Raw genomic sequence first — 11,607 nt, 5'->3', positions numbered from 1 at the left:
GCCTCCGCTTCCTTCAGCACGCCGATGATCTGCTCTTCCGAAAACCTCTTACGCTTCATCTCGTCCGTCCTTCCATCAGGGCCGGACTCTAATCGAACGTGGAGGAAAATCAGGGGGTCAGGTCACTATGGATCGCTTCAAGGATGGTGGTCTTTCCACTCTCGTTTAGACCCACGAGGGAAAACACATTGGCCCCTGTCGAAGACCGTAAGTCGACCTCGGTGTCCTTGATGCCTTTGAAGTTCTGGATCCGAAATTTTAAGTAGCGCACCTTCCCCCCCATCCGACGCACTTCGCTTGCCCTCAGCTCTGGAGAGTATCACTTTCCGCGCGGATACCAACCTTTTCGGTTTCGAGACGGGGCGGCAATACGATGATCGGCTAAATGCCCTCCGAACTTCGCTTCCAAAAGTAGGCTAAAGCCCCCCAACTTCTCCAGCATCGGCTTCAATACCGCCCCGTACAGCTCGCCGGCGTCGCCGCGACCTCCTCCGGCCCCGGATCACGTCCGGGGCAGGCTCGTTCCCGGGTCACGCCTTCAGCATGGCTTTAAGGTATTGGCCGGTGTAACTCCTCGGATTGCGAGCGACCTCTTCGGGAACACCCTGCGCCACGATCTCCCCGCCGCGCACGCCGCCGCCGGGGCCGAGGTCGAGGATGTGGTCGGCGGTCTTGATCACGTCGAGGTTGTGTTCGATGACGACGACGGAATTGCCCTGGTCCACCAGGCGGTGGAGCACTTCGAGGAGCTTGCGAACGTCCTCGAAATGGAGGCCGGTGGTCGGCTCGTCGAGGATGTAGAGGGTCTGGCCGGTGCTGCGGCGGCTGAGTTCCTTGGCGAGCTTCACACGCTGCGCCTCGCCGCCCGAGAGCGTGGTCGCCTGCTGGCCGACCTTGACGTAGCTTAAGCCCACCTCGTTCAGCATGTGCATCTTGTCGCGGATCGGGGGGACGGCCTTGAAGAACTCCTCCGCATCCTCGATCGTCATGTCGAGCACGTCGGCGATCGAGAGGCCCTTGAACTTCACCTCCAGCGTCTCGCGGTTGTAGCGCTTGCCGTGGCATTCCTCGCAGGTGACGTAGACGTCGGGCAGGAAGTGCATCTCGATCTTGATCAGCCCGTCGCCCTGGCACGCCTCGCACCGGCCGCCCTTGACGTTGAAGCTGAAGCGGCCCGGCTTGTAGCCGCGCGCCTGGCTTTCGGGCAGGCCGGCGAACCAGTCGCGGATCTGGGTGAAGGCGCCGGTGTAGGTCGCCGGGTTGGAGCGCGGGGTGCGGCCGATCGGCGACTGGTCGATCTCGATCACCTTGTCGCAGAACTCGAGGCCGGTGACCTTGTCGTGCGGGCCGGCGATCACGCGCGCGCCGTTGAGCGCGCGGGCCGCGGCGGCGTAGAGCGTGTCGATGGTGAAGCTCGACTTGCCCGAGCCGGAGACGCCGGTGACGCAGGTGAACGTGCCGAGCGGGAGGCTGGCGGTCACGTCCTTGAGGTTGTTCGCGCGCGCGCCGTGGACGGTGAGCTGGTGCCCGTTGCCCTTGCGGCGCTCGGCCGGGACCGCGATCTCGCGCCGGCCGGTGAGATAGTCCGCGGTGAGCGAGCCCTTGGCCTTGAGGATCTGCTTGAGCGTGCCCTGCGCGACCACCTCGCCCCCGTGGACGCCGGCGCCGGGGCCGAGGTCGACCACGTGGTCGGCGGCGCGGATCGCGTCCTCGTCATGCTCGACCACGATCACCGTGTTGCCGAGATCGCGCAGGCGCTTGAGCGTTTCGAGCAGGCGGTCGTTGTCGCGCTGGTGGAGGCCGATCGAGGGCTCGTCGAGCACGTAGAGCACGCCCGACAGGCCGCTGCCGATCTGGCTGGCGAGGCGGATGCGCTGGCTCTCCCCGCCCGAGAGGGTGCCCGAGGTGCGGTCGAGGTTGAGGTAGTCGAGCCCGACGTTGTCGAGGAAGCCCAATCGCTCGTTGATCTCCTTCAGGATGGCGTGCGCGATCTGCGCCTGGGTCTCGCTGAGCTGCCCCTCGAGCCCGAGGAACCAGGCCTTGGCGTCGGCGACGCTCATCTTCGTGGGGGTGGCGATGTCGGTCGGCCCCTCGGCGCTGGGGACCTTCACCGCCAGCGCCTTCTCGTTCAGCCGCTTGCCGCCGCAGGTCTCGCACGGCTGCGCGGTCTGGAACTTGGAAAGCTCCTCGCGCATCCACGCGCTCTCGGTCTGGAGCATGCGGCGGTTGAGATTGCCGATCACCCCCTCGAACGCCTTGCGCACCGTATATTCCTTGCGTCCGTCCTTGAAAGTGAGCGGGACCGGCTTGCCGCGGGTGCCGTGGAGGATGATGTCGCGGTGCTCCTCGCTGAGCTCACTCCACGGCGTGGTCAGGTCGAACCCGAACTCGGCCGCGAGGCTGGCGAGGACCTGCATGTAGTAGGGGCTCGGCGGGTTGGACTTGGCCCAGGGCACGACGGCGCCCTGCTTGAGCGTCAGCGCCTCGTTGGGCACGACGAGCTGCGGGTCGAAGAGCTGCTTCTCGCCCAGCCCGTCGCACGTGGCGCAGGCGCCCTGCGGGGCGTTGAACGAGAACAGGCGCGGCTCGACCTCCTCGATCGTGAAGCCGGAGACCGGGCAGGCGAAACGCTCCGAGAAGACGATGCGGTTGGGCGGGAGGCCGGCGCCTTTGAGCTTGCCGCCTGCACCACCCCCAACCCCCTCCTCTAAAGAGGAGGGGACTTTTCCGGCGCGCTCTTTCTTCCCCCCCTCCTCTTTAGAGGAGGGGGTCGGGGGGTGGTGCAGTTCAGCCACGGTCCCGTCCGCCAGATCCACATACGCCAGTCCGTCCGCCAGCTTGAGCGCCTGCTCGAAGCTGTCGGCCAGCCGCGTCTCGATCCCCTCGCGCACCGCGAGGCGGTCGACCACGACCTCGATGTCGTGCTTGTACTTCTTGTCGAGCGCGGGCGCCTGCTCGATCTCGTACATCTCGCCGTCGATGCGCACGCGGGTGAAGCCGGCCTTCTGCCATTCGGCGAGCTCCTTGCGGTACTCCCCCTTGCGCCCGCGCACGACCGGCGCGAGCAGGTAGAGTCGCGTCCCCTCCGGCAGCGTCATGACCCGGTCGACCATGTTGGAGACGGTCTGCGCCTCGATCGGCAGGCCGGTCGCGGGCGAGTACGGCACCCCTACCCGCGCCCACAGCAGGCGCATGTAGTCGTAGATCTCGGTCACCGTCGCGACGGTCGAGCGCGGGTTGCGGCTGGTCGTCTTCTGCTCGATCGAGATCGCCGGGCTGAGGCCGTCGATATGCTCGACGTCCGGCTTCTGCATCATCTCGAGGAACTGGCGCGCATAGGCGCTGAGCGACTCGACATAGCGCCGCTGCCCCTCGGCATAGATCGTGTCGAACGCGAGGCTCGACTTGCCCGAGCCGCTGAGCCCGGTGATCACGATCAGCGCATCGCGCGGCAGATCGATGTCGATGCCCTTGAGATTGTGCTCGCGCGCGCCGCGCACGGAGATTTGTGTGAGAGCCATGAAGTGCCGTGTTCCGGAAATGTTCGCTGCCGTCAAGAGGGGTGCGGGAGGTCAGCGGTGAGGATGCGATATGGTTTCGGCGGGCCGATTTGCAACGGGTGAGGACGGGCGGGGAGAGAGCAGTTCTGATCATGGTCGACGCACCGGCCCACCCCGCTGCGACTAGGTTCGCTGCGCTCACCAAGTCTCGCGCCCCTCCCGCAGGCGGGAGGGGTTGGGCGTCTGGGCTCACCCTCTGTGGCTGGCCTCTCCCCTCCCGCTTGCGGGAGGGGCTAGGGGTGGGCAGTGCGGCGGTGCCAACCTTCAAACCGCGGAACACGAAGCGCGCACGGGAGCTTCGCAACCGGGCCACTCCGGCGGAGCGGGTTCTATGGCGGTATCTTTCGAAGTCGCAGCTCGGGGTGAAGTTCAGCAGGCAGATGCCGGTCGGGCCGTATTTCGCCGATTTTCTGTGCCGCGAGCGCAAGCTTATCGTCGAGCTCGACGGGTGGTCGCATGATGTGGCGCCGGAGCGGGATGTCGTGCGGGAGCGGTTTCTGCGGGGTCAGGGGTATCGGTTGCTGCGCTTTATGAACGAGGATGTTCGGGGCAACGTCGAAGGGGTCGTGACCGCCATTCGGCTGGCGTTGCGCGAGGGCCCACCCCGCTGCGACTAGTTTACTTGGAGCACACGACCCACCCCGCTGCGACTAGCTTCGCCTCCGGCTCAGCAAGTCTCGCTCCCCTCCCGCAAGCGGGAGGGGCTGGGTGCGACTGGCCTGCGCCGCTCGGGCCGGCCTCCCCCCTCCCGCTTGCGGGAGGGGTCGGGGGTGGGCTGGCCTGGAATGAGCCAACCACTGCGGATGCGGCCCGGCTCGCGACCTGCTAAAGCCGCCCCATGCACCGCCTGTTCGCCGCCCTGCCCTTGCCGCCAGACGTAACCGACACCCTGCTCGACACGATGGACGGGATCGAAGGGGCGCGGTGGCAGTCGGAGGAGCAGCTTCATCTGACCCTGGGGTTCGCGGGCGAGCTCGATCCGCGGCAGGGGGAGGATCTGGTTACGGCGCTGTCGCGGGTGGAGAGCCCAGCGTTCGATCTGGAGATCCGCGGCGCCGGGCATTTCGAGCGCAAGGGGCGGCCGCATACGCTCTGGGCCGGGGTTGCGCCGAGCGAGCCGCTGGCGGTACTCCAGCGGCGGGTCGAGCGGGCGTGCCGCGCGGCGGGCCTGCCGCCGGAGACGCGCAAGTTCGTGCCGCATGTCACGCTCGCCCGGCTCAACAGCGGCAGCGGGCCGATCGGCGGCTGGCTGGCGGACAACGCCCTGCTTTCGGCCGGGCCGTGGCGGGCGGAGTGCTTCGCGCTCTACGAGAGCCGGCTGACGCCCTACGGCCCGGACTACGAGCGGCTGGAGGACTTTGCGCTCCGCTGAACGCGCAGCCACGTGCCGCTTCGTTGCCCCCGTGCAAGCCCTTGCATTCGCCATCAATCTCCGGTTCAAGCGGCCGCAGGAAGATTCCGTCGCATGTCAGGCACGCCGTGCCGGTGCCGTTCGAAACGAGATTGGAGAGACGATGAAGGCCCATATTCTGGCCACCACCGCCATTGCGTTCGCGCTCGCGGGTTGTTCGACCATGCGGGAGGGTAACGTGCAGTCCGCCAGCGATAGCTCGCCCGCCGCCGCCGCCGACATTCCCGAGGCGACCGGCTATTTCGCGCAGCCGAGCACGCTGCCGTTCCATGCGCCCGACTTCACCAAGATCCAGGACAGCGACTACAAGCCTGCGTTCGAGCAGGCGATGATGATCCACAGCGCCGAGATCGAGGCGATCAAGACCAATCCCGAGGCGCCGACGTTCGAGAACACGATCGTCGCGCTCGAGACCTCGGGCCAGATGCTGAACCGCGTCGCGACCGTGTTCTTCGCGCTGACCGGCGCCAACACCAACGACACGCTCGACGCGGTCCAGGCCGAGATGGGGCCGAAGCTGTCGCAGCATTCGGACGCGATCGTGCTCGACCCCGTGCTGTTCGAGCGGGTCAAGGCGGTCTACGACAACCGCGCGGCGATGAGCATGACGCCCGAGGACGCCAAGCTGCTCGAGGAAACCTACGAGCAGATGGTCCACGCCGGCGCGCTGCTGACCCCGGCGCAGAAGGAACAGGTCAAGACGATCAACTCGAGCCTGTCCGAGCTGACGACCGAATTCTCTCAGAAAGTGCGCGAGGCGACCGTCGCCGGGGCGCTGGTGGTCGAGGACCCGGCCGAGCTCGCGGGCCTTTCTCCGTCGGAGATCGATGCCGCGGCCAAGCTCGGCGTCGAGCGAGGTCTGCCCGGCAAGTACGTGATCGCGCTGCAGAACACGACGCAGCAGCCGCTCCTGCCCGATATGGAGAACCGCGCCGCGCGCGAGAAGCTGTTCATGAACAGCATCCACCGGGCCGATCGGGGCGGCCCGAACGACACGCGCACGCTGCTGGCCGAGATCGTGGAGCTGCGCGCGAAGAAGGCCGCGCTGTTCGGCCAGCCCGACTGGGCGAGCTACGTCATGTACGACCGCATGGCGGAGAACCCGAAGACCGCGCTCGACTTCATGCAGCAGATGGTCCCCGCCCTTGCCGCGACGCAGCGGCGCGAGGCGGCCATGCTCAACGAGCAGATCAAGGCCGAAGGCGGCGACTTCGAAGTCAAGCCGTGGGACTGGTACCGCTACGCCGAGAAGGTCCGCAAGGCGAAGTACGACATCGACGAGAATGCGGTGAAGCCGTATTTCGAGATCACCAGCGTGCTCGAGAACGGCGTGTTCTACGCCGCCAACAAGCTCTACGGCCTGAGCTTCAAGAAGCGCACGGACCTGCCGGTCTATCACCCCGACGTCACGACCTATACCGTCTATGACGCCGACGGCAGCGAGCTCGGGATCTTCTATTTCGATCCCTACCAGCGCCCGAGCAAGCGCGGCGGGGCGTGGATGAGCAACTTTGTCGAGCAGAGCCACCTGTATGGCACCAAGCCGGTGATCTACAACGTGCTCAACATCCCCAAGGCAGCCGAGGGCGAGCCGCAGCTCGTGAGCTTCGACAACGTCAACACGATGTTCCACGAGTTCGGCCATGCGCTGCACGGGTTCTTCGCGGACCAGAAGTACGCCTCGCTCTCGGGCACGGCGACGGCGCGCGACTTCGTCGAGTACCCGAGCCAGGTGAACGAGCTCTGGGCGACCTATCCGGACGTGCTGCGCAACTATGCCAAGCACTACCAGACCGGGGCGACGATCCCGGCCGAGCTGATCCAGAAGATCGAGGCCGCGGCGAAGTTCAACCAGGGCTACGACTTCGGCGAGACGGTCGAGGCGGCGCTGCTCGACATGAAGTGGCACGCGCTGACGCCCGAGCAGGCCGCGGCGATCGACACGCCCGAGGAAGTCGACGCGTTCGAGCGCAAGTCGCTCGAGGAGCTGGGGCTGGAAGTCGACCTGGTGCCGCCGCGCTACCGCTCGAGCTACTTCAACCACATCTTCTCGAGCCCCGCGGGCTACAGCGCCGGGTACTACTCGTACCTGTGGACCGAGATGCTCGACCGCGACAGCCGCAAGTGGTTCCTCGAGAACGGCGGCCTGACGCGCGCGAACGGCGACCACTACCGCAAGACCGTGCTCAGCCGCGGCGGGACGATGAACTACTTCGAGATGTTCGAGAACTTCGCCGGCCGCCAGCCGGACGTGACTCCGATGCTCGAAGCGCGCGGCCTCGTCGGCAACGATCCGACCGCGGAACCGGGCACTTCGGACGGCCCGCTGCCGCCCGAGACGACCGACGAGGGGGCGCGGTAAGGCCCTCCCGTCATCCCAGCGAAAGCTGGGATCGGGTGCAGCCAGGTCCGACCGGGCGGAGAGCGATCCCAGCTTTCGCTGGGATGACGGACGGTTGAACGCTCAGAAAATCGAAAGCGCCCGGCCTCCCGCGAGGCCGGGCGCTTTTTCATTATCAGAACCGCGCGCGGGCGCCGATGTAGGCGCTGCGGCCGGGCGTGGCGTAGCCGGCGGCGGTCTGGTAGTCGGTGTCGAACAGGTTCTCGACCCGGCCGAACAGCTCGAACCGCTCGCCGAACGGCAGCGAGGCGCGCACCGAGGCGAGCGCGTAGCCGTCGAGCGGGGTGGTGTTGGCCGCGTTCTCGAACGAGTCGCTGACCATCCGCACGTCCCCGCCGATCGTGAAGTTGCGGAGCGGCGTGCGCCAGTCGGCCGATAGCGTCAGCGCGTGCTGCGGGCGCCGGGCGAGCACGTTGCCCTGGTTGGCCGAGCCCGGCGTGCGGTTCTCGGTATCGACGTAGGCGTAGACCGCGCGGGTGGTCACCCGGTCGGACGGGCGCGCGCCGAGTTCGACTTCGACGCCCTGCGCCCGGGCGCGGTCGGTGTTGCCGTAGTAGCCGAACGGCCGGTCCGCGCAGAACGGGTCGGTCCCGCCGAAGCAGCTCACGAACTCGATCTGGTCGCGCGCGTCGCGGCGGAACGCGGTGAGCGCGCCGTAGAAGCGGGACTTCGTCAGCGAGCGGTCGCCGTGGATCAGGCCGATGTCGTAGCTGGTGCTGCGTTCGGGCTGGAGCGCCGGGTTCCCGTAGTCGGAGAAGAGCTGGTAGAGCGTGGGCGCCTTGAAGCCCTCGCCCACGCTGGCGCGCAGGCGCAGGTCGCGGGTCAGGGCATAGCTGATGTCGCCGCCGAAGCTCGTCTCGCTGCCGAAGCGCGCGTGGTCGTCCAGCCGCACGCCGGCGTGCGCGGCGAGCGGGCCCATCTCGATGCCGACCTGGGTATAGGCGCCGAAGATGCGCGTGGTCTGGCGCTCTTCGGTGGAAGTGCTGAAGGCCTCCCATTCGTTCTCGGCGCCGAAGTTGACCAGCAGCGGGCCGATCGGGCGCCACTCGCCGCGCACTTCGACCCGGTCCGAATGGCCGTCGCTGGAGAAAGTCGGCTCGCCGGCGGCATCGCGGTTCACCCGCTCGGTATCGGCGAAGGAGTAGGCGGCGCTGACGAACAGCGGGCCGGTGTCGTAGATCGCGCCCGCTGAGCCCGAATATTGCCGGGTGTCCTGCGTGTCCCCGGTATCGGCGAGCGCGAAGTCCGGCGCCGGGAAGCCGTCGAGGTCGAGGTCGCCTTCGGCCCAGCGGCCGCGGGCGAAGATCTCGAAGCTGGGCGAGAGGTAGAGGCGGCCCTGCCCGCCGGCGGTCCACTGCTCGAACCCGTCGGCTTCGGTGCCGTTCGCGGCCTGCGAGAAGCCGTCAGTACGATAGTAGCTCGCCGAGGCGCCGAGGAAGCCGCGATCGCCGCCGATCCCGCCCGAGACGGCGCCGGTGGCGGTGTCGCGCGCGCCGTATTCGGCACTCGCCTGGAGGCCGCTTTCGGCGCGGGTCGAGGCGACGATCACCCCGCCGATCGCGTCCGAGCCCCAGATCGTGCTGTTCGATCCGCGCAGCACCTCGATCTTGGCGAGATTGCTGGTGAGCAGATTGCCGAAGTCGAACGCGCCGCCGGGCGAGGCCGGATCGGCCACGCGCACGCCGTCGATCAGGACGAGAAGCTGCTCGCCCTTCGCGCCGCGCAGGCCGACGTTGGTGACCGCGCCGACGCCGCCGTCGCGGCTGACCGCCAGGCCGGGTACCCGCTCGAGCACGCGCGTCAGGTCGGCGCCCTGGATGCTCTGGATCTCGTGCTCGCCGATCACGGTGACGGCTTGACCGGTGTCCTCCAGCTCGATCCGCGTGCCGGTGGCGGTAACGGTGATCTCCGTCTCCTCCGGCCGGAAGTCGGCGAAGGGATCGGACGAGATCTTCGGGGCTTCGGCCGCCGCATCGTCGCCGCTGTCCTGCGCCTGAAGCGGCGCGGCGAGCGCCACGAGACTTGCACCGATTATCAAGTAATTACGCATGTATCCTCCTGTCACGAACGAACTGCCGCTCATGACGGAGCGAGGGCGCACGCCCTCCCCGCTTGCTTCCGGTGCACCCCGCCCGGCAGCGCGAACGACCGTCATCGGCAGGTCTCCTGGCTCCCGGATCTTCGCGGCCCGCTCCGCCTTCCCGGCCGTCCGAGGGACGAGACCAGTGGCGCGTGGGAACGGGCGCTCCCCGGTCACAGTTGCGGGGGCAGCGGGGGCATTCAACCCCCTTCCCTCTTCGGTCCGCCCTCCCTTGCGAAAGGGCAGGCGGACAACCCATGACGTCGCGGGCCCTTAGACGCGCCTCCGCGCCGCGGCAAGCCACTGGGCCAATGATGCGACGTCGCCGTTCGTAACCCGTTCTTCAGCATCCCGATTAACCGGCGCTTGCGATCTGTACCGCCAAGGGACGCCCGCGACGGGGCGGTCGAAGCGCGCCTTCGCTGCTGATACGCGCCGCCAGCGCGCCGCGCATTTGCCTCCTCGAATCAAGGACAGCCGTGACCCCTGCCCCCGCTTCCGCTGCGAAATTCCGCACGCGCCGCAAGCCGGTGACGCTGTGGTCGCGCCTGGCGCGGCGCCTGAGCGGGCGGCGGATCCTCGCGCTGGCCGCGGCGATCGGCGTGCCGGCGATGGCGGCGCCCGGCGACTGGACAGCGTTCGGCGAGCCGGCCGCCGCGCTGACGCAGGCGGAGACGGTCCAGCCGCTCGCCTACGAGCGCGCGGGGCAGAACTTCCCCGGCTCCGCCTTCTACTTCCTCGAGGACGCGCCGCGCGTCGCCTACGCCCTGCCCGAGAATGCCGCCACGCTCTACGATCCGACCGGCACCGGCGACGGCGTGGCCGCCGAACTCGCCGCTGCGCGGGTCGCGGGGCCTGCCGCCGCAGCGTTCCGGCTGGCCGGAACAGGCATCGACAAGGCGCGCGCGCTGCACTGCCTGGCGAGCGCGGTCTATTACGAGGCGGCGAGCGAAGCGATCGGCGGGCAGCGCGCCGTGGCGCAAGTCGTGCTCAACCGCGTGGCGCACCCGAGCTATCCGAACAGCGTGTGCGGCGTCGTGTTCCAGGGGTCGGAGCGCAAGACCGGCTGCCAGTTCACCTTCACCTGCGACGGTTCGCTCGCGCGCAAGCCGATGAAGGCGGCGTGGGACCGGGCGCTGACCGTGGCGCGGCAGGCGCTGGCGGGCGAGGTCTACGAGCCGGTCGGCCTCGCGACCCATTACCACACGATTTGGATCAACCCGTACTGGGCATCGAGCCTCGACACCGTCGGCACCATCGGCGCGCACCGTTTCTACCGCTGGCGCGGCGCCGCCGGACGGCCGGCGGCATTCACCGCAAGCTATCGCGGGGTCGAGCCGGCCGCTGCGCCCCACCCGCGCTCCTCCGCCCCGGAGCCCGCCGCAGCGACCGATCCGGTGGCGCTCGCTCGCGCTTACGAGGAAGCGCGGATCAGCGCGGCGGCGGCGAGCCCCGGAACGGCCGCTCGCGCGCCGGCGCCCGACTACGCGGCCGCGGTGGAGGCGCACGGCGGCGACGCGGCATTCACCGCCGACAGCTTGCCCTCGGGCGGCACGGTCCGGCCCGAATATGCCAACAGCGGGCGGTGGATCGCGCAGCCGAACTGACCGGCTCGCGGGGGCCGGCGGGCCCCAAGTCTTAACGCCGCGGAAACCGTAGCGCCAAACGCTCGCTTAGGGGCTCGGGCCCTAGTTCCATCGCAAGTCGCAACCGGCACCGCCCCGGCGGGAGCCTGATGGAAGGCCATCGCATGACATTCCGCTTCGCAGCCTCGCGCTCTGCCGCGAACTCGCCGCTCGCGCGGATTCTCCAGCGCCGCGGAGCCGCCGCCGCTGCGAACGACAACTGCACGACGCGCGGCGACGACCGCATGCTGCACGCCGCGCTGCGGCACTTCGCGCGCCACGGCCTCGGCGCCGCCCGCGAGGCGCGCCGCCAGGCGGAGCGCGCCTTCTTCGCCGGCGACCGGGAAAGCTACGACTGGTGGCTCGGGATCTGCCGCGCGCTCGATGCGCGGATCGCGCGGTCGCTGGAGCAGGGAACCCGCGGACGCCCGCAGGCCGTAGTGCGGCCCGCGTCGGATGGCTCGGGATAGAGAGGACCGTCGTCCCAGCGAAAGCGGGGATCGGGTGCCGCGAAGTCAGACCAGGCTGAC

Annotated in this window: 8 protein-coding genes and 1 riboswitch; of the genes, 5 read left to right on the top strand and 3 right to left on the bottom strand. The window is 68.6% G+C overall.

From position 1 onward, the window contains the following. Nucleotides 1-109: 109 nt before the first annotated feature. Both JNO53_RS15570 and uvrA read right to left on the bottom strand, forming a co-directional pair. Entirely contained in the window at nt 110-283 is a 174-nt protein-coding gene (locus tag JNO53_RS15570) for an ATP-binding protein (protein ID WP_203110466.1), read from the bottom strand. A 247-nt stretch (nt 284-530) separates the two neighbouring features. Next, nucleotides 531-3,521 (bottom strand): excinuclease ABC subunit UvrA, encoded by a 2,991-nt coding sequence (gene uvrA / locus JNO53_RS10210; protein ID WP_203110464.1) that lies wholly within the window; start codon nt 3,519-3,521, stop codon nt 531-533. Between the two features lie 131 nt (nt 3,522-3,652). On the opposite strand from uvrA, the gene JNO53_RS10205 reads away from it, so the two are divergent. The 3 genes from JNO53_RS10205 (at nt 3,653) to JNO53_RS10195 (ending at nt 7,333) form a co-directional block, all read left to right on the top strand. Beyond that, complete coding sequence (locus tag JNO53_RS10205; protein ID WP_238401806.1) at nt 3,653-4,177, top strand: endonuclease domain-containing protein; 525 nt, start codon at nt 3,653-3,655, stop codon at nt 4,175-4,177. A 221-nt stretch (nt 4,178-4,398) separates the two neighbouring features. Continuing rightward, on the top strand, nt 4,399-4,932 hold the full coding sequence (thpR, locus tag JNO53_RS10200) for an RNA 2',3'-cyclic phosphodiesterase (RefSeq protein ID WP_203110462.1): 534 nt from the start codon (nt 4,399-4,401) through the stop codon (nt 4,930-4,932). A gap of 142 nt (nt 4,933-5,074) precedes the next feature. Continuing rightward, entirely contained in the window at nt 5,075-7,333 is a 2,259-nt protein-coding gene (locus JNO53_RS10195; RefSeq protein ID WP_203110460.1) for a M3 family metallopeptidase, read from the top strand. Between the two features lie 154 nt (nt 7,334-7,487). On the opposite strand, the gene JNO53_RS10190 is transcribed toward JNO53_RS10195, so the two are convergent. Further along, nucleotides 7,488-9,422, bottom strand: a complete 1,935-nt coding sequence (locus JNO53_RS10190) for a TonB-dependent receptor plug domain-containing protein (protein ID WP_203110458.1) — start codon at nt 9,420-9,422, stop codon at nt 7,488-7,490. Between the two features lie 89 nt (nt 9,423-9,511). After that, a riboswitch (cobalamin riboswitch) is annotated at nt 9,512-9,726 on the bottom strand. 205 nt (nt 9,727-9,931) lie between these two features. Here JNO53_RS10190 and JNO53_RS10185 point away from each other — a divergent pair. Both JNO53_RS10185 and JNO53_RS10180 read left to right on the top strand, forming a co-directional pair. Beyond that, a complete protein-coding gene (locus JNO53_RS10185; protein WP_338015336.1) occupies nt 9,932-11,059 on the top strand; it encodes a cell wall hydrolase in 1,128 nt (375 codons plus the stop codon). A gap of 143 nt (nt 11,060-11,202) precedes the next feature. Then, nucleotides 11,203-11,547, top strand: a complete 345-nt coding sequence (locus tag JNO53_RS10180) for a hypothetical protein (RefSeq protein ID WP_203110456.1) — start codon at nt 11,203-11,205, stop codon at nt 11,545-11,547. Nucleotides 11,548-11,607 lie beyond the last annotated feature (60 nt).

This window comes from Altererythrobacter sp. C41 (assembly GCF_016803135.1).
GTDB lineage: Bacteria > Pseudomonadota > Alphaproteobacteria > Sphingomonadales > Sphingomonadaceae > Pelagerythrobacter.
Note: the sequence above shows the minus strand (reverse complement) of the source record. Positions and strands in the feature narration are given on the sequence as shown.

Coding starts and splice junctions, on each gene's coding strand:
- JNO53_RS10195 (WP_203110460.1), top strand. CDS start 5,075: ATGAAGGCCCATATTCTGGCCACCACCGCCATTGCGTTCGCGCTCGCG.
- JNO53_RS10180 (WP_203110456.1), top strand. CDS start 11,203: ATGACATTCCGCTTCGCAGCCTCGCGCTCTGCCGCGAACTCGCCGCTC.
- JNO53_RS10205 (WP_238401806.1), top strand. CDS start 3,653: ATGGTCGACGCACCGGCCCACCCCGCTGCGACTAGGTTCGCTGCGCTC.
- JNO53_RS10190 (WP_203110458.1), bottom strand. CDS start 9,422: ATGCGTAATTACTTGATAATCGGTGCAAGTCTCGTGGCGCTCGCCGCG.
- thpR (WP_203110462.1), top strand. CDS start 4,399: ATGCACCGCCTGTTCGCCGCCCTGCCCTTGCCGCCAGACGTAACCGAC.
- uvrA (WP_203110464.1), bottom strand. CDS start 3,521: ATGGCTCTCACACAAATCTCCGTGCGCGGCGCGCGCGAGCACAATCTC.
- JNO53_RS15570 (WP_203110466.1), bottom strand. CDS start 283: ATGGGGGGGAAGGTGCGCTACTTAAAATTTCGGATCCAGAACTTCAAA.